Origin of the sequence: Rhizobium phaseoli (assembly GCF_003985125.1) — a bacterium.
Taxonomy (GTDB): Bacteria; Pseudomonadota; Alphaproteobacteria; order Rhizobiales; family Rhizobiaceae; genus Rhizobium; species Rhizobium phaseoli.
Map to the genome: position 1 here is coordinate 178,506 of NZ_ML133574.1, position 14,633 is coordinate 193,138.

26 protein-coding genes are annotated in these 14,633 nt (G+C 60.3%); all 26 read left to right on the top strand.

The window, feature by feature from the left end; all coding sequences use genetic code 11:
• Positions 1 to 56: 56 nt before the first annotated feature.
• The 26 genes from tuf (at position 57) to rpsK (ending at position 14,585) form a co-directional block, all read left to right on the top strand.
• Entirely contained in the window at positions 57 to 1,232 is a 1,176-nt protein-coding gene (gene tuf / locus EFD56_RS18545; protein WP_004669088.1) for an elongation factor Tu, read from the top strand.
• Positions 1,233 to 1,536: 304 nt separating this feature from the next.
• Positions 1,537 to 1,845 carry a 30S ribosomal protein S10 gene (rpsJ, locus tag EFD56_RS18550; protein WP_003547547.1) on the top strand — a complete coding sequence of 103 codons (309 nt, stop codon included), beginning with the start codon at positions 1,537 to 1,539 and terminating at the stop codon, positions 1,843 to 1,845.
• A 33-nt stretch (positions 1,846 to 1,878) separates the two neighbouring features.
• Positions 1,879 to 2,520, top strand: coding sequence for a 50S ribosomal protein L3 (gene rplC / locus EFD56_RS18555; RefSeq protein ID WP_004674916.1), 642 nt, complete (start codon positions 1,879 to 1,881; stop codon positions 2,518 to 2,520).
• 13 nt (positions 2,521 to 2,533) lie between these two features.
• Positions 2,534 to 3,154: a 50S ribosomal protein L4 gene (rplD, locus tag EFD56_RS18560; RefSeq protein ID WP_037138168.1), complete on the top strand. Its 621-nt coding sequence runs from the start codon at positions 2,534 to 2,536 to the stop codon at positions 3,152 to 3,154.
• Positions 3,151 to 3,444 (top strand): 50S ribosomal protein L23, encoded by a 294-nt coding sequence (locus EFD56_RS18565; protein ID WP_003547550.1) that lies wholly within the window; start codon positions 3,151 to 3,153, stop codon positions 3,442 to 3,444. The genes rplD and EFD56_RS18565 overlap by 4 nt, the downstream gene beginning before the upstream one ends.
• A gap of 11 nt (positions 3,445 to 3,455) precedes the next feature.
• Positions 3,456 to 4,292 carry a 50S ribosomal protein L2 gene (gene rplB / locus EFD56_RS18570; protein WP_004674919.1) on the top strand — a complete coding sequence of 279 codons (837 nt, stop codon included), beginning with the start codon at positions 3,456 to 3,458 and terminating at the stop codon, positions 4,290 to 4,292.
• 15 nt (positions 4,293 to 4,307) lie between these two features.
• Positions 4,308 to 4,586: a 30S ribosomal protein S19 gene (gene rpsS / locus EFD56_RS18575; protein ID WP_003573797.1), complete on the top strand. Its 279-nt coding sequence runs from the start codon at positions 4,308 to 4,310 to the stop codon at positions 4,584 to 4,586.
• A gap of 2 nt (positions 4,587 to 4,588) precedes the next feature.
• Positions 4,589 to 4,978, top strand: coding sequence for a 50S ribosomal protein L22 (gene rplV / locus EFD56_RS18580; protein WP_004674922.1), 390 nt, complete (start codon positions 4,589 to 4,591; stop codon positions 4,976 to 4,978).
• Complete coding sequence (rpsC, locus tag EFD56_RS18585; RefSeq protein ID WP_003573793.1) at positions 4,978 to 5,712, top strand: 30S ribosomal protein S3; 735 nt, start codon at positions 4,978 to 4,980, stop codon at positions 5,710 to 5,712. The genes rplV and rpsC overlap by 1 nt, the downstream gene beginning before the upstream one ends.
• A 38-nt stretch (positions 5,713 to 5,750) precedes the next feature.
• A complete protein-coding gene (rplP, locus tag EFD56_RS18590; protein ID WP_003573792.1) occupies positions 5,751 to 6,164 on the top strand; it encodes a 50S ribosomal protein L16 in 414 nt (137 codons plus the stop codon).
• An 11-nt stretch (positions 6,165 to 6,175) separates the two neighbouring features.
• Positions 6,176 to 6,376, top strand: coding sequence for a 50S ribosomal protein L29 (rpmC, locus tag EFD56_RS18595; RefSeq protein WP_004674925.1), 201 nt, complete (start codon positions 6,176 to 6,178; stop codon positions 6,374 to 6,376).
• A 12-nt stretch (positions 6,377 to 6,388) separates the two neighbouring features.
• On the top strand, positions 6,389 to 6,628 hold the full coding sequence (gene rpsQ / locus EFD56_RS18600; protein ID WP_004674926.1) for a 30S ribosomal protein S17: 240 nt from the start codon (positions 6,389 to 6,391) through the stop codon (positions 6,626 to 6,628).
• A gap of 263 nt (positions 6,629 to 6,891) precedes the next feature.
• Positions 6,892 to 7,260 carry a 50S ribosomal protein L14 gene (gene rplN, locus EFD56_RS18605; protein WP_003573790.1) on the top strand — a complete coding sequence of 123 codons (369 nt, stop codon included), beginning with the start codon at positions 6,892 to 6,894 and terminating at the stop codon, positions 7,258 to 7,260.
• 12 nt (positions 7,261 to 7,272) lie between these two features.
• Positions 7,273 to 7,581, top strand: a complete 309-nt coding sequence (gene rplX, locus EFD56_RS18610; protein WP_004674929.1) for a 50S ribosomal protein L24 — start codon at positions 7,273 to 7,275, stop codon at positions 7,579 to 7,581.
• Positions 7,574 to 8,131, top strand: a complete 558-nt coding sequence (rplE, locus tag EFD56_RS18615; protein ID WP_004674930.1) for a 50S ribosomal protein L5 — start codon at positions 7,574 to 7,576, stop codon at positions 8,129 to 8,131. Before rplX ends, rplE begins: the two co-directional genes overlap by 8 nt.
• Positions 8,132 to 8,163: 32 nt before the next feature.
• Positions 8,164 to 8,469, top strand: coding sequence for a 30S ribosomal protein S14 (gene rpsN, locus EFD56_RS18620; RefSeq protein ID WP_003573787.1), 306 nt, complete (start codon positions 8,164 to 8,166; stop codon positions 8,467 to 8,469).
• Between the two features lie 12 nt (positions 8,470 to 8,481).
• Positions 8,482 to 8,880, top strand: a complete 399-nt coding sequence (rpsH, locus tag EFD56_RS18625) for a 30S ribosomal protein S8 (protein WP_004674934.1) — start codon at positions 8,482 to 8,484, stop codon at positions 8,878 to 8,880.
• 42 nt (positions 8,881 to 8,922) lie between these two features.
• On the top strand, positions 8,923 to 9,456 hold the full coding sequence (gene rplF, locus EFD56_RS18630) for a 50S ribosomal protein L6 (RefSeq protein WP_004674935.1): 534 nt from the start codon (positions 8,923 to 8,925) through the stop codon (positions 9,454 to 9,456).
• A 12-nt stretch (positions 9,457 to 9,468) separates the two neighbouring features.
• Complete coding sequence (gene rplR, locus EFD56_RS18635; RefSeq protein ID WP_004674937.1) at positions 9,469 to 9,831, top strand: 50S ribosomal protein L18; 363 nt, start codon at positions 9,469 to 9,471, stop codon at positions 9,829 to 9,831.
• A gap of 131 nt (positions 9,832 to 9,962) precedes the next feature.
• On the top strand, positions 9,963 to 10,532 hold the full coding sequence (gene rpsE / locus EFD56_RS18640; RefSeq protein ID WP_003573784.1) for a 30S ribosomal protein S5: 570 nt from the start codon (positions 9,963 to 9,965) through the stop codon (positions 10,530 to 10,532).
• A gap of 13 nt (positions 10,533 to 10,545) precedes the next feature.
• A complete protein-coding gene (gene rpmD / locus EFD56_RS18645; RefSeq protein WP_003573781.1) occupies positions 10,546 to 10,755 on the top strand; it encodes a 50S ribosomal protein L30 in 210 nt (69 codons plus the stop codon).
• A gap of 16 nt (positions 10,756 to 10,771) precedes the next feature.
• Positions 10,772 to 11,248, top strand: a complete 477-nt coding sequence (rplO, locus tag EFD56_RS18650; protein ID WP_004677630.1) for a 50S ribosomal protein L15 — start codon at positions 10,772 to 10,774, stop codon at positions 11,246 to 11,248.
• Between the two features lie 235 nt (positions 11,249 to 11,483).
• Positions 11,484 to 12,824, top strand: coding sequence for a preprotein translocase subunit SecY (secY, locus tag EFD56_RS18655; RefSeq protein ID WP_004677631.1), 1,341 nt, complete (start codon positions 11,484 to 11,486; stop codon positions 12,822 to 12,824).
• Positions 12,821 to 13,471, top strand: a complete 651-nt coding sequence (locus EFD56_RS18660) for an adenylate kinase (protein WP_004677632.1) — start codon at positions 12,821 to 12,823, stop codon at positions 13,469 to 13,471. The genes secY and EFD56_RS18660 overlap by 4 nt, the downstream gene beginning before the upstream one ends.
• Before the next feature lie 222 nt (positions 13,472 to 13,693).
• Positions 13,694 to 14,062: a 30S ribosomal protein S13 gene (gene rpsM / locus EFD56_RS18665; protein WP_008521297.1), complete on the top strand. Its 369-nt coding sequence runs from the start codon at positions 13,694 to 13,696 to the stop codon at positions 14,060 to 14,062.
• Positions 14,063 to 14,195: 133 nt separating this feature from the next.
• Positions 14,196 to 14,585, top strand: coding sequence for a 30S ribosomal protein S11 (gene rpsK, locus EFD56_RS18670; RefSeq protein WP_003547577.1), 390 nt, complete (start codon positions 14,196 to 14,198; stop codon positions 14,583 to 14,585).
• The last annotated feature ends 48 nt before the right edge of the window (positions 14,586 to 14,633 follow it).

The window sequence follows — 14,633 nt, forward strand, 5'->3', positions numbered from 1 at the left end:
TTGACCGATAACAAGAATTAGATCCCCTCGGGGACTAGCAAAACGGAGAGCCGAAAATGGCAAAGAGTAAGTTTGAGCGCAACAAGCCGCACGTCAACATTGGCACGATCGGCCACGTTGACCACGGCAAGACGTCTCTGACGGCAGCGATCACGAAGTACTTCGGTGAGTTCAAGGCGTACGACCAGATCGACGCGGCTCCGGAAGAGAAGGCGCGCGGCATCACGATCTCGACGGCGCACGTCGAATACGAGACGCCGAACCGCCACTACGCGCACGTCGACTGCCCCGGCCATGCCGACTACGTCAAGAACATGATCACCGGTGCTGCCCAGATGGACGGCGCGATCCTGGTGTGCTCGGCTGCTGACGGCCCGATGCCGCAGACGCGCGAACACATCCTGCTGGCCCGCCAGGTTGGCGTTCCGGCGATCGTCGTGTTCCTCAACAAGGTCGACCAGGTCGACGACGCCGAACTGCTCGAGCTGGTCGAGCTCGAAGTGCGCGAACTGCTGTCGTCCTACGACTTCCCGGGCGACGACATTCCTGTTGTCAAGGGTTCGGCGCTTGCCGCTCTTGAAGATTCTGACAAGAAGATCGGCGAAGACGCGATCCGCGAGCTGATGGCCGCGGTCGACTCCTACATCCCGACGCCTGAGCGTCCGATCGACCAGCCGTTCCTGATGCCGATCGAAGACGTGTTCTCGATCTCCGGCCGCGGCACTGTCGTGACCGGCCGCGTCGAGCGTGGCATCGTCAAGGTTGGCGAAGAAGTCGAGATCGTCGGCATCCGCCCGACCTCGAAGACGACGGTGACCGGCGTTGAAATGTTCCGCAAGCTGCTCGACCAGGGCCAGGCCGGCGACAACATCGGCGCGCTGGTTCGCGGTGTGAACCGTGACGGCGTCGAGCGTGGCCAGATCCTGTGCAAGCCGGGTTCGGTCAAGCCGCACAAGAAGTTCATGGCTGAAGCCTACATCCTGACGAAGGAAGAGGGCGGCCGTCATACGCCGTTCTTCACCAACTACCGTCCGCAGTTCTACTTCCGCACGACGGACGTGACCGGCATCGTCACGCTGCCGGAAGGCACGGAGATGGTCATGCCGGGCGACAACGTCACGGTTGCCGTCGAGCTGATCGTTCCGATCGCGATGGAAGAAAAGCTGCGCTTCGCCATCCGCGAAGGCGGCCGCACCGTCGGCGCCGGCATCGTCGCCTCGATCGTCGAGTAATTCCTTCGGCCGCTCCGGTGGAGTGGCCGATTCGATGACATTATTATGAAGCAGGCGGCGCAAGCCGCTTGCTTATTACACAGAAATATAGCAAATGGCGCGCGAGCGCGATTTGCGTACTGCTTCGGATGACGAAGCGGTGACTAAACAACCAATTAAGGTGGGCTAGAAGGCCCTGAAGACTGGATAGGGTTCCGCTTCGGCGCCCTCTCGATCTTTGAAACCGGTGGTCCGCCTTAGGAAGAAAGAACAACCCGTGTCTTGTCCAGAGACATGTGGAAAACAAACACAAGGATAACGTCGAATGAACGGCCAAAATATCCGCATTCGCCTGAAGGCGTTCGATCACCGGATTCTCGATGCTTCTACGCGCGAGATCGTGTCGACGGCGAAGCGCACCGGTGCAAGCGTCCGGGGCCCCGTTCCGCTTCCGACCCGCATCGAGAAGTTTACGGTCAACCGGTCCCCGCACATCGACAAGAAGAGCCGCGAACAGTTCGAGATGCGCACGCATAAGCGCCTTCTCGACATCGTAGACCCGACCCCGCAGACGGTGGACGCGCTGATGAAGCTCGATCTCGCCGCCGGTGTCGATGTTGAGATCAAGCTCTGAGCTTGCTCGAGCTGAGTTGGAAGGATTGAACCGATGCGTTCAGGTGTGATTGCACAGAAGGTGGGAATGACCCGCGTCTACAACGACGCCGGCGAGCATGTCCCGGTAACGGTACTGCGTATGGACGGCTGCCAGGTCGTTGCCACGCGCACTGTCGAAAAGAATGGCTATACCGCAGTTCAGCTCGGTGCAGGCCAGGCGAAGGTGAAGAACACGTCGAAGGCGATGCGCGGCAACTTTGCCGTTGCCAACGTCGAGCCGAAGGCCAAGCTCGCAGAATTCCGCGTGTCGGAAGACAATCTGCTCGAGATCGGCACCGAGCTCAAGGCAGGTCACTTTGCCGCCGGTCAGCTCGTCGACGTGACGGGCACGACGATCGGTAAGGGTTTTGCCGGCGCCATGAAGCGCCACGGTTTCGGCGGTCTGCGCGCCACGCACGGTGTGTCGGTTTCGCACCGCTCGCACGGTTCGACGGGTTCGCGCCAGGATCCGGGCAAGGTTTTCAAGAACAAGAAGATGGCTGGTCACATGGGCCAGACGCGCGTCACGACGCAGAACCTGGAAGTGGTTTCGACCGACGAAGATCGCGGTCTGATCCTGATCAAGGGTGCTGTTCCCGGTTCCAAGGGTGCCTGGATCATCGTGCGCGACGCCGTCAAGTCGGCCGCGAAGTAAGGGAGCCAGATCAATGGAATTGAACGTCAAGACCCTCGAGGGAAAAGACGCCGGGAAGGTTTCCCTCTCGGACGAAATTTTCGGCCTCGAGCCCCGCGAAGACATTCTCGCCCGCGTCATCCGTTGGCAGCTTGCCAAGAAGCAGCAGGGCACGCACAAGGCAAAGGGCCGCGCTGAAGTTTCGCGCACCGGTGCCAAGATGTACAAGCAGAAGGGTACGGGCCGCGCCCGTCACCATTCGGCTCGCGCTCCGCAGTTCCGCGGCGGCGGCAAGGCCCACGGCCCTGTTGTTCGCAGCCACGAGCACGACCTTCCGAAGAAGGTTCGCGCGCTTGGCCTTCGCCACGCCCTTTCGGCCAAGATCAAGGCCGATGACGTCATCGTCATCGACAACCTGGTTGCCGCCGAAGCCAAGACCAAGGTTCTCGCGTCCGCTTTCGAGACGCTCGGCCTGACCAACGCCCTCTTCATCGGCGGCGCAGAGCTTGACGGCAACTTCAAGCTAGCAGCTCAGAACATCCCGAACATCGATGTTCTGCCGATCCAGGGCATCAACGTTTACGACATCGTGCGCCGCGGCAAGCTCGTGCTTTCCAAGGCTGCGGTTGAAGCGCTAGAGGAGCGATTCAAGTGACCGATCTCCGCCACTACGATGTGATCGTCTCCCCGGCGATCACCGAAAAGTCCACGCTGGTATCCGAGAACAACCAGGTTGTTTTCAATGTCGCCAAGCAGGCGACGAAGCCGGAAATCAAGGCTGCGGTCGAGGCGCTGTTCGGCGTCAAGGTCACGGCCGTCAACACTCTGCTGCGCAAGGGCAAGACCAAGCGGTTCCGCGGTTTTGTCGGCAAGCAGAAGGACGTGAAGAAGGCTGTTGTGACGCTGGCTGAAGGCCAGACGATCGACGTCTCCACCGGTCTCTGAGGAATAAGAAAATGGCATTGAAAACATTCAATCCGACGACCCCGAGCCAGCGTCAGCTGGTCATCGTGGACCGCTCCTCGCTCTACAAGGGCAAGCCGGTCAAGGCGCTGACGGAAGGTCTGACCAAGAGCGGCGGTCGTAACAACCTCGGCCGTATCACTGCCCGCTTCATCGGCGGCGGTCACAAGCGCAGCTACCGTCTGGTCGACTTCAAGCGTCGCAAGTTCGATGTCGAAGGCACGGTCGAGCGTATCGAATACGACCCGAACCGCACTGCTTTCATCGCGCTGGTGAGCTATGCCGACGGCGAGCAGGCCTACATCATCGCTCCGCAGCGTCTTGCTGCCGGCGACAAGGTCATCGCTTCGGAAAAGGCTGTCGACGTCAAGCCCGGCAACACCATGCCGCTGCAGTACATCCCGGTCGGCTCCATCATCCACAACGTGGAAATGAAGCCCGGCAAGGGCGGTCAGATCGCCCGTTCCGCCGGTTCCTACGCGCAGCTCGTCGGTCGTGACCAGGGCATGGCGATCCTTCGCCTGAACTCCGGTGAACAGCGTCTCGTCAGCGGCATCTGCCTTGCTTCGATCGGCGCCGTCTCCAACCCGGACCACGCCAACATCAACGACGGCAAGGCCGGTCGTACCGTCTGGCGCGGCAAGCGTCCGCATAACCGCGGTGTTGTCATGAACCCGGTCGACCATCCGCACGGCGGTGGTGAAGGCCGCACCTCCGGTGGTCGCCATCCGGTGACCCCGTGGGGCAAGCCGACCAAGGGCAAGCGCACCCGGTCGAACAAGTCGACCGACAAGATGATCATGCGCTCGCGTCATCAGCGTAAGAAGTAAGAGAGGAAGTCTCCAATGGCTCGTTCAGTATGGAAAGGTCCGTTCGTTGACGGCTATCTTCTCAAGAAGGCTGAGAAGGTTCGTGAAGGCGGACGTGCAGAAGTGATCAAGATCTGGAGCCGTCGCTCCACGATCCTGCCGCAGTTCGTCGGTCTTACCTTCGGCGTCTACAACGGCAGCAAGCATATCCCGGTCAGCGTCAATGAAGACATGGTCGGCCACAAATTCGGTGAATTCTCTCCGACCCGCACCTACTACGGTCACGGCGCGGACAAGAAGGCGAAGAGGAAGTAACAATGGGCAAGGCAAAAGCCGAACGCCGGCTGAAGGACAACGAGGCGCAAGCAGTCGCCCGCACGCTCCGCGTCAGCCCCCAGAAGCTCAACCTGGTTGCTGCGGCCATCCGCGGCAAGAAGGTCGAGCGTGCACTCGCTGAGCTGGAGTTCTCCCGCAAGCGCATCGCAGGCGCCGTCAAGAAGACGCTCGAATCCGCGATCGCCAACGCCGAGAACAACCACGATCTCGACGTCGACGCGCTCGTCGTCGCCGAGGCCTATGTCGGCAAGTCGATCGTCATGAAGCGCTTCCACGCTCGTGGCCGCGGTCGCGCGTCGCGCATCGAAAAGCCCTTCGCGCACCTGACGATCGTCGTTCGTGAAGTGCAGGCAGCAGAGGAGGCCGCATAATGGGTCAGAAAATTAATCCGATCGGTTTCCGTCTCGGCATCAATCGTACCTGGGATAGCCGCTGGTTCGCGGACAATGCCGAGTACGGCCAGCTGCTGCACGAAGACCTGAAAATGCGCAAGTTCGTCATGAGCGAACTGAAGCAGGCCGGGATCTCCAAGGTGGTCATCGAGCGTCCGCACAAGAAGTGCCGCGTCACGATCCATTCGGCTCGTCCGGGCCTGATCATCGGCCGCAAGGGCGCCGACATCGACAAGCTTCGCAAGAAGCTGTCTGATATGACCAACTCGGAAACGCACCTCAATATCGTTGAAGTGCGCAAGCCGGAAGTCGATGCAACGCTGGTCGCTCAGTCGATCGCCCAGCAGCTCGAGCGCCGCGTGGCTTTCCGTCGCGCCATGAAGCGCGCCGTTCAGTCCGCGATGCGTCTTGGCGCCGAAGGCATCAAGATCACCTGCGCCGGCCGTCTCGGCGGTGCGGAAATCGCCCGTACGGAATGGTACCGTGAAGGTCGCGTTCCGCTGCACACGCTGCGCGCCGACATCGACTACGGCACGGCAGAAGCAGAAACCGCATTCGGTATCTGCGGCATCAAGGTCTGGATCTTCAAGGGCGAAATCCTTGAGCACGATCCGATGGCTTCCGAACGTCGCGCGCTGGAAGGCGACGCACAGGGTCCGGCAAGCCGCGAACGCGACCGTGGCGATCGTCGCCGCGAACGCGACAACGCGTAATTAGCGCTGGCGAAAGATAAGCTCGGAGAAGTAAGAAAATGTTGCAGCCAAAGCGTACTAAGTACCGCAAGCAGTTCAAGGGCCGCATCAAGGGCGTCGCCAAGGGCGGTTCTGACCTGGCATTCGGCGAATTCGGCCTGAAGGCTCAGGAGCCCAACCGCGTCAACGCACGCGAGATCGAAGCGGCCCGCCGCGCGATCACGCGTTACATGAAGCGCGCCGGCCGTGTATGGATCCGCGTGTTCCCGGACGTTCCGGTAACCGCAAAGCCGACCGAAGTCCGCATGGGTAAAGGTAAGGGCTCCGTTGAGTACTGGGCATGCAAGGTCAAGCCCGGTCGTATGATGTTCGAGATCGACGGCGTCAGCGAAGAGATTGCCCGTGAGGCGCTTCGTCTCGGCTCTGCCAAGCTCTCGGTCAAGACGCGCTTCGTACAGCGCATTGCAGAGTAAGGATTGAGCTCATGAAAGCCTCAGATGTTCGTGCGTTGACCGCCGACCAACTCAAGGACGAGCTTGCCAAGCTGAAGAAGGAGCAGTTCAACCTGCGCTTCCAGAAGGCGACCGGCCAGCTCGAAAAGTCCTCGCGCATCAACGAAGTCCGCAAGGACATCGCCCGCGTGAAAACCATTGCCCGCCAGAAGGCGGCAGAAGTTAAGGCCTAAAGGAAGAAAAACATGCCGAAGCGCATCCTGCAGGGCGTCGTCGTTGGCGACAAGAACGAGAAGACGGTAGTGGTTCGCGTCGAGCGTCGTTTCGCTCACCCGCTGCTCCAGAAGACCGTTCGTCGTTCCAAGAAGTACAAGGCCCACGACGAAAACAACCAGTACAAGATCGGCGATACCGTATCCATCGAGGAATGCGCGCCGATCTCCAAGGACAAGCGCTGGACGGTGATCGCCGCCCAGGGCAAGTAAACAGAATTTTGCGCGAGGCCTTGCGTCTCGCCGAAATATCTGTATGAAGCAGCGTCAGAACGCTCGAATGCCGGGCGTTCTTTTGCTTTGAGCGCACGGAAGGTCCCGTTCGGGAAACCACCCTGGCACGATCGACCCCGCGCTATTCAGCTATTGCCGCGTTCCTGCTTGCCTTAACGGCAGGTTGGCCGGCGAACATTTTCATAAGCCGGAGTAGGGGGCCCAGGCCCAACCATTCCGGTAAACCAAGAAGGCGACCTGATATGATTCAGATGCAAACAAACCTCGACGTCGCGGATAATTCCGGCGCACGTCGTGTCATGTGCATCAAGGTGCTGGGCGGCTCGAAGCGCAAGTATGCCTCGATCGGCGACGTCATCGTCGTTTCGATCAAGGAAGCGATCCCGCGCGGCCGCGTGAAGAAGGGTGACGTGATGAAGGCGGTTGTCGTTCGCACCGCCAAGGACATCCGTCGTCCGGATGGCTCGGTCATCCGCTTCGACACCAACGCAGCAGTCCTCATCGACAACAAGAAAGAGCCGATCGGCACCCGTATCTTCGGACCGGTTCCGCGCGAACTTCGCGCCAAGAACCACATGAAGATCATCTCGCTGGCTCCCGAAGTACTGTAAGGAGCGGAAGCGATGCAGAAGATTCGTAAAGGCGACAAGGTCGTCATGCTCGCTGGCAAGGACAAGGGCCGTACCGGCGAAGTCGTTCAGGTCATGCCGAAGGAAGATCGTGCGGTCGTCCGTGGCGTCAACGTCGTGAAGCGCCACCAGCGCCAGACGCAGACCCAGGAAGCCGGCATCATCAACAAGGAAGCCCCGGTTCACCTGTCCAACATTGCAATCGTCGACAAGGACGGCAAGCCGACCCGCGTCGGTTTCAAGGTCGTTGACGGCAAGAAGGTCCGCGTGGCCAAGCGTTCTGGAGAAGTGATCGATGGCTGAGGCAAAATACGAGCCGCGGCTCAAGAAGGAATATGTCGAGCGCATCCGCAAGGCGATGCAGGAGAAGTTCTCCTACGCCAACGAGATGATGATTCCGAAGCTCGACAAGATCGTCATCAACATGGGCGTCGGTGAAGCGACCGCTGATTCGAAGAAGCCGACGGTTGCTGCCGCCGACCTCGCAGCGATCGCCGGTCAGAAGCCGGTCATCACCCGCGCACGCAACTCTATCGCAGGCTTCAAGGTCCGCGAAAACATGCCGATCGGCGCGAAGGTCACCCTGCGCGGCGCCCGCATGTACGAGTTCCTGGATCGTCTGGTCAACATCGCGCTCCCGCGCGTTCGCGACTTCCGCGGCCTGAACCCGAAGAGCTTTGACGGCCGTGGCAACTTCGCCATGGGCATCAAGGAGCACATTGTGTTCCCTGAGATCAACTACGACAAGGTTGATCAGATGTGGGGCATGGACATCATCGTTTGCACGACGGCGACGACCGACGACGAAGCACGGGCTCTCCTGAAAGAGTTCAGCTTCCCGTTCCGTCAATAACCGTAACGACGAGCGTAGAAAAGGAACCTGACATGGCGAAGACAAGCGCAGTTGAAAAGAACAAGCGCCGCCGTACTACGGTCGCCAACCAGGCCGCTAAGCGGGCTGCGTTGAAGGCGATCATCATGAACCAGGCTCTTCCGATCGAAGAGCGGTTCAAGGCCTCGATCAAGCTGGCATCCCTGCCGCGTGATGGATCGAAGACCCGCATTCGCAACCGTTGCGAAGTTTCGGGGCGTCCGCGCGCATATTACCGCAAACTGCGCATGTCGCGTATTGCGCTGCGTGAACTCGGCAATCTCGGCAAGGTGCCGGGCATCGTCAAGTCGAGCTGGTAAGGAGCAGGTTAGATGACAATGACTGATCCGTTGGGCGATATGCTCACCCGTATCCGTAACGGCGCTTCCCGCCGCAAGTCGTCGGTCTCGACGCCTGCGTCCAAGCTCCGTGCGCGTGTTCTCGATGTCCTGCAGTCCGAAGGCTACATCCGTGGCTACTCCGTCGTCGATTTCGGCAACGGCAAGTCGGAGCTCAACATCGAGCTGAAGTACTATGAAGGCGCATCGGTGATCCGTGAGATCGGCCGTGTGTCCAAGCCGGGCCGCCGGGTTTATGTCTCGGTCAAGTCCATTCCGCAGGTCGCGAACGGTCTCGGCATCACCATCCTTTCGACTCCGAAGGGCGTGATGGCCGATCACCAGGCTCGCGAACAGAACGTTGGTGGCGAGGTTCTTTGCTCGGTCTTCTAAGATCGGGCAGGGATCTCCATAGCGAACAGACAGGATTGAAACATGTCTCGTATCGGTAAAAAGCCCGTTCAGGTGCCTGCTGGGATCACGGCTACGGTCGATGGCCAGAAGGTTACTGCAAAGGGCCCGAAGGGCGAGCTGTTTTTCGTCGCTAACGACGAAATCAGCCTCAAGCTCGAAGATAACGCGGTCGTCGTGACGCCGCTGAACCAGTCCAAGAATGCACGGTCGAAGTGGGGCATGTCCCGCACGATGATCGAAGGTATCTTCAAGGGCGTCAAGGACGGTTTCGAGCGCAAGCTTGAAATCAACGGCGTCGGTTATCGCGCCGCCATGCAGGGCAAGAACCTGCAGCTGGCCCTCGGTTTCAGCCACGACGTGGTCTATGAACCGCCGGTCGGCATCACGATTGCTGTTCCGAAGCCGACGGAAATCGTCGTCAGCGGTATCAACAAGCAGCAGGTCGGCCAGGTTGCCGCCGAAATCCGCGAATATCGCGGTCCCGAGCCTTACAAGGGCAAGGGCGTCAAGTATGCCGACGAGCGGATCGTCCGCAAAGAAGGCAAGAAGAAGTAAGGATCACGCGAAATGGCTAGCAGGAAAGAAGCACTTGCACGTCGTGCCAACCGCGTGCGCCGTCATATCAAGTCGGTGGCCAATGGCCGTCCGCGCCTGTCGGTTCATCGCTCCTCGAAGAACATCTATGCCCAGATCATCGATGATGTGGCCGGCAAGACGCTTGCGTCCGCCTCCACCCTCGAGAAGGATCTGCGCGGTTCTCTGAAGACCGGTGCCGATACCGCCGCCGCTGCTGCAGTGGGCAAGCTCGTCGCCGAGCGCGCCTCCAAGGCCGGCGTGTCGGAAGTCGTATTCGACCGTGGCGCCTTCATCTATCATGGCCGCATCAAGGCTCTCGCCGAAGCGGCCCGCGAAGGCGGTCTCACCTTCTGATCAGTTTCCGGCCGGACGCTTTGCGCCGGCCGGATTTTCGCCGGACCGCAAGGCACTCCCCAAGAAGGGGAGGCTGATGCGGTCCTCATTTGTTTGCCGATTGCACCCGGAAAAGAAAAAGGAAGAGGACAATGGCACAGGAAAGAAGGCCGCAGCGGGAGGACCGCCAGAGCCGTGAAGAGCGCGATAGCGAATTCGTCGACAAGCTTGTCGCGATTAACCGCGTCGCCAAGGTCGTCAAGGGCGGCCGTCGTTTTGGTTTCGCAGCACTGGTCGTCGTCGGCGACCAGAAGGGCCGCGTCGGCTTCGGCCATGGCAAGGCACGCGAAGTGCCGGAAGCCATCCGCAAGGCCACCGAAGCCGCCAAGCGCGAGCTGATCTTCGTACCGCTGCGTGACGGCCGTACGCTGCATCACGACGTTCATGGCCGCCACGGCGCCGGCAAGGTTCTGCTGCGCTCGGCCAAGGTCGGTACCGGCATCATCGCCGGCGGTCCGATGCGCGCCGTTTTCGAAACGCTCGGCATGCACGACGTCGTCGCCAAGTCGACCGGTTCGTCGAACCCCTACAACATGGTTCGCGCCACCTTCGACGCTCTGAAGCACCAGGTTCACCCGAAGGACATCGCAGCTCAGCGCGGCATCAAGTATGCAACGCTGCAGGCTCGTCGTAGCGCCTCCGGCAACGCCTCTGAAGAATAAGAGGAGCTGACCAATGGCCAAGGCTACCAAGAAGGCTGAAGCGAAGACTGTCACGATCGAACAGGTCGGCAGCCCGATCCGCCGTCCGGACGTCCAGCAGCGCACGCTGATCGGTCTCGGACTGAACAAGATGCACCGTCGCCGCACGCTGGAGGATACTCCTTCGGTTCGTGGCATGATCCGTGCTGTCCAGCATCTCGTTCGCGTCGTCGACGAGAAGTGAGACGGAGGAAACGCTCATGAAACTCAATGAAATCAAGGACAACGAAGGCTCGACCCACAGCCGCAAGCGCCTCGGCCGCGGTATCGGCTCGGGCTCGGGCAAGACCGGTGGTCGCGGTGTGAAGGGTCAGAAGTCCCGTTCCGGCGTCGCCATCAACGGCTTCGAAGGCGGCCAGATGCCGATCTATCGTCGCCTGCCGAAGCGCGGCTTCAACAACATCTTCGCTTCCGACTTTGTTGTCGTGTCGCTCGCCCGCATCCAGGCCGCGATCGATGCCGGCAAGCTCGATGCGAAGGCCACGGTTGACGCAGCTGCTCTCAAGGCTGCCGGCGTCATCCGCCGCGCCAAGGACGGCGTCCGCGTTCTCGCCGACGGCGAGCTCAAGGCCAAGATCACCATCGTCGTCGCAGGCGCTTCCAAGCCGGCCGTCGAGAAGATCGAAAAGGCCGGCGGTAGCGTGACCCTGCTCTCGGCTCCTGCTGCGGCCGAATAATAATCTGATGATATGTCGCCCGGGGTGCTTCACACCGGGCGATTTTGCTCCCATATGTGGGCCTCACAAAATGTTGGCTGGCGCGCCCGCGTCCTGCCGGTAAGACTGGAAACAAGGGTGAGGCATGGGGTTGCGCTGCAATCCGTTCCAAGCCCGGTTTTGAATAATTTTCATACTGATTCCGGGGCCGGCCTGTCCCCCAGAGACGGCCGGAATTGGTAGCGCGGAGAATCGCATGGCTTCTGCAGCGGAACAATTGGCATCCAACCTCAATTTTTCGACCTTTGCCAAAGCCGAGGATTTGAAGAAGCGCCTGTGGTTCACACTGGCAGCTCTCCTCGTCTACAGGCTGGGCACCCATATTCCGCTTCCGGGTCTCAATCCCGAAGCCTATGCCCAGGCTTTCCGCGGCCAGGCAGGTGGCATTCTCGGCCTTTTCAACATGTTCTCGGGCGGCGCCGTGCAGCGCATGGCGATCTTCGCGCTCGGCATCATGCCCTATATTTCCGCTTCGATCATCGTGCAGCTGATGACCTCGGTCGTGCCGGCGCTCGAAAATCTGAAGAAGGAAGGCGAGCAGGGCCGCAAGATCATCAACCAGTATACCCGTTACGGCACGGTGATTCTCGGTGCGCTGCAGGCCTACGGCATTGCCGCCGGTCTTGAGAGCGGCCAGGGCCTCGTCGTCGACCCGGGCTGGTTCTTCCGTGTTTCCACCGTCCTGACGCTGCTCGGCGGTACGATGTTCCTGATGTGGCTCGGCGAGCAGATCACCTCGCGCGGCATCGGCAACGGTATTTCGCTGATCATCTTCGCCGGCATTGCCGCCGGTCTTCCCACGGCTCTTGCGGGCACACTCGAGCTTGGGCGCACCGGTGCGCTGTCGACCCCGCTCATCCTGCTGGTCATTATCGTCGCGATCGGCGTCATCGGCGTTATCGTCTTCGTCGAGCGGGCGCAGCGCCGGCTGCTGATTCAGTATCCGAAGCGCCAGGTCGGCAACCGCATGTTCCAGGGCGATACCTCGCATCTGCCGCTGAAGCTCAACACCTCGGGCGTTATCCCGGCGATTTTCGCCTCGTCGCTGCTGCTGCTGCCGGCCACGATCGCCGGCTTTGCCAGCACCACCGCAATGCCGGCCTGGGCAACGTCGATCGTTGCGGCGCTCGGCCATGGTCGGCCGCTCTATATGGTGCTCTATGCGGCACTGATCGCCTTCTTCGCCTTCTTCTACACCGCCATCGTCTTCAATCCGAAGGACACGGCCGACAATCTGAAGAAGCACGGCGGCTTCATTCCTGGCATTCGTCCGGGTGAGCGCACCGCCGAATATATCGACTACGTGCTGACCCGCATCACGCTGATCGGCGCGATCTATCTCGTCTTCGTCTGCATCCTTCCGGAGATTCTGGTGTCGCAAACCGGCATTCCATTATCCCTTGGTGGGACTTCGCTTTTGATCGTGGTTAGCGTAACTCTTGATACGGTTGCACAGATCCAGGGTCACCTGATCGCGCAGCAATACGAAGGCCTGATCAAGAAATCGAAGTTGCGTGGAGGAAAGAGGGGGCGATGAGACTTATCCTTTTGGGGCCGCCGGGTGCGGGTAAGGGAACCCAGGCCCAGCGGATCGTGGAAAAGCACGGCATTCCGCAGCTTTCCACGGGAGATATGCTGCGTGCGGCAGTAGGTGCCGGCACAGAAGTCGGCAAGCGCGCCAAGGCGGTGATGGACGCCGGCAAGCTGGTCTCGGACGAGATCGTCATCGCCATCGTCTCTGAGCGAATCGACCAGCCCGATTGCGCCAACGGCTTCATTCTCGACGGCTTCCCCCGGACTCTGGTCCAGGCGGACGCCACCGAGGCGATGCTGAAAGCCAAGGGACTCGACCTTTCGGTGGTTATCGAGTTTCGCGTCGACGACCAGGAACTCGTCCGCCGCGTGGATGGACGTTACACCTGCGCTCAGTGCGGCACTGTCTATCATGACACGGACAAGGTTCCGGTCGAGGAAGGCGTATGCGACAAGTGCGGTTCGACTCACTTCAAGCGTCGTCCTGACGACAACGCCGAGACGATGATCAAGCGTCTCGAGGTCTACTATAAGGAAACCTCGCCGCTGATCGGATATTACTATGCCAAGGGCAAACTCAGGTCCGTCGACGGCATGGCAGAGATCGATCAGGTGACAACCGAGGTCGAGAGCATTCTTTCCAAGCTTTAAGGCTTTGAAAATAAAACTTGGCGGAACGGTTGCTTTTCAGCAGTGATTCCGCTAAACACCGCGCCAACTCGCGACATTCCATGCGATCGGCGCGGATTTCCCAGGGAAGTCCGGGTTCGGTCGTTTTGACATGTTGCGGACCTAAATTTGAACGGGCGGTTCCAAAGACCGCATAACGAAGCCCACTTGCCGGATGGCAACTGGAATGCAAGGAGAACAGGCGTGGCACGTATCGCTGGCGTCAACATCCCGACTGCAAAGCGCGTTGTCATCGCGCTGACCTACATTCACGGGATCGGTCCGAAATTCGCACAGGAAATCGTCGAGAAGGTCGGTATCCCGGCTGAACGTCGTGTGCATCAGCTGACGGACGCCGAAGTCCTTCAGATCCGCGAAGCCATCGACCGCGACTATCAGGTCGAGGGTGATCTTCGTCGCGAAACCGCGATGAACATCAAGCGCCTGATGGATCTCGGCTGCTACCGCGGCCTGCGTCATCGCCGCGGCCTTCCGGTCCGTGGTCAGCGTACGCACACCAATGCCCGCACCCGTAAGGGCCCGGCAAAGGCAATCGCTGGCAAGAAGAAGTAATTTCCGGGAAACCGGGATGAGGGGGCTGGCGATCTGCGCCGGCCTCTTTTGAGTTTGGAGCGGGACCATATAGGCGCCGTTCCGGTGTAGCCGCTGGCATTACGGCGGTGAAGAGATCAACGAAAGGAATAGCATGGCTAAGGAAGCCGTCCGCGTTCGCCGTCGCGAGCGCAAGAATATCTCGTCGGGTGTCGCTCACGTCAACTCGACCTTCAACAACACGATGATCACCATCACCGATGCGCAGGGCAACGCAATCGCCTGGTCGTCGGCTGGCGCCAAGGGCTTCAAGGGCTCGCGCAAGTCGACCCCGTTCGCTGCCCAGATCGCTGCCGAAGACTGCGCCAAGAAGGCCCAGGAGCACGGCATGAAGTCGCTGGAAGTCGAAGTCTGCGGCCCGGGTTCGGGTCGTGAATCGGCCCTGCGCGCGCTCCAGGCTGCGGGTTTCATGATCACGTCCATCCGCGACGTGACCCCGATCCCGCACAATGGCTGCCGTCCGCGCAAGAAGCGCCGCGTCTGATCATCGCTATCGTCACCGGTGAGCGCTTTCGCGCTCCCGGTGGTTTTC

Excerpts from the sequence above, each read along its gene's own strand:
- tuf (WP_004669088.1), top strand. The coding sequence starts at position 57 with ATGGCAAAGAGTAAGTTTGAGCGCAACAAGCCGCACGTCAACATTGGC.
- rpsJ (WP_003547547.1), top strand. The coding sequence starts at position 1,537 with ATGAACGGCCAAAATATCCGCATTCGCCTGAAGGCGTTCGATCACCGG.
- rplC (WP_004674916.1), top strand. The coding sequence starts at position 1,879 with ATGCGTTCAGGTGTGATTGCACAGAAGGTGGGAATGACCCGCGTCTAC.
- rplD (WP_037138168.1), top strand. The coding sequence starts at position 2,534 with ATGGAATTGAACGTCAAGACCCTCGAGGGAAAAGACGCCGGGAAGGTT.
- rplB (WP_004674919.1), top strand. The coding sequence starts at position 3,456 with ATGGCATTGAAAACATTCAATCCGACGACCCCGAGCCAGCGTCAGCTG.
- rpsS (WP_003573797.1), top strand. The coding sequence starts at position 4,308 with ATGGCTCGTTCAGTATGGAAAGGTCCGTTCGTTGACGGCTATCTTCTC.
- rplV (WP_004674922.1), top strand. The coding sequence starts at position 4,589 with ATGGGCAAGGCAAAAGCCGAACGCCGGCTGAAGGACAACGAGGCGCAA.
- rpsC (WP_003573793.1), top strand. The coding sequence starts at position 4,978 with ATGGGTCAGAAAATTAATCCGATCGGTTTCCGTCTCGGCATCAATCGT.
- rplP (WP_003573792.1), top strand. The coding sequence starts at position 5,751 with ATGTTGCAGCCAAAGCGTACTAAGTACCGCAAGCAGTTCAAGGGCCGC.
- rpmC (WP_004674925.1), top strand. The coding sequence starts at position 6,176 with ATGAAAGCCTCAGATGTTCGTGCGTTGACCGCCGACCAACTCAAGGAC.
- rpsQ (WP_004674926.1), top strand. The coding sequence starts at position 6,389 with ATGCCGAAGCGCATCCTGCAGGGCGTCGTCGTTGGCGACAAGAACGAG.
- rplN (WP_003573790.1), top strand. The coding sequence starts at position 6,892 with ATGATTCAGATGCAAACAAACCTCGACGTCGCGGATAATTCCGGCGCA.
- rplX (WP_004674929.1), top strand. The coding sequence starts at position 7,273 with ATGCAGAAGATTCGTAAAGGCGACAAGGTCGTCATGCTCGCTGGCAAG.
- rplE (WP_004674930.1), top strand. The coding sequence starts at position 7,574 with ATGGCTGAGGCAAAATACGAGCCGCGGCTCAAGAAGGAATATGTCGAG.
- rpsN (WP_003573787.1), top strand. The coding sequence starts at position 8,164 with ATGGCGAAGACAAGCGCAGTTGAAAAGAACAAGCGCCGCCGTACTACG.
- rpsH (WP_004674934.1), top strand. The coding sequence starts at position 8,482 with ATGACAATGACTGATCCGTTGGGCGATATGCTCACCCGTATCCGTAAC.
- rplF (WP_004674935.1), top strand. The coding sequence starts at position 8,923 with ATGTCTCGTATCGGTAAAAAGCCCGTTCAGGTGCCTGCTGGGATCACG.
- rplR (WP_004674937.1), top strand. The coding sequence starts at position 9,469 with ATGGCTAGCAGGAAAGAAGCACTTGCACGTCGTGCCAACCGCGTGCGC.
- rpsE (WP_003573784.1), top strand. The coding sequence starts at position 9,963 with ATGGCACAGGAAAGAAGGCCGCAGCGGGAGGACCGCCAGAGCCGTGAA.
- rpmD (WP_003573781.1), top strand. The coding sequence starts at position 10,546 with ATGGCCAAGGCTACCAAGAAGGCTGAAGCGAAGACTGTCACGATCGAA.
- rplO (WP_004677630.1), top strand. The coding sequence starts at position 10,772 with ATGAAACTCAATGAAATCAAGGACAACGAAGGCTCGACCCACAGCCGC.
- secY (WP_004677631.1), top strand. The coding sequence starts at position 11,484 with ATGGCTTCTGCAGCGGAACAATTGGCATCCAACCTCAATTTTTCGACC.
- EFD56_RS18660 (WP_004677632.1), top strand. The coding sequence starts at position 12,821 with ATGAGACTTATCCTTTTGGGGCCGCCGGGTGCGGGTAAGGGAACCCAG.
- rpsK (WP_003547577.1), top strand. The coding sequence starts at position 14,196 with ATGGCTAAGGAAGCCGTCCGCGTTCGCCGTCGCGAGCGCAAGAATATC.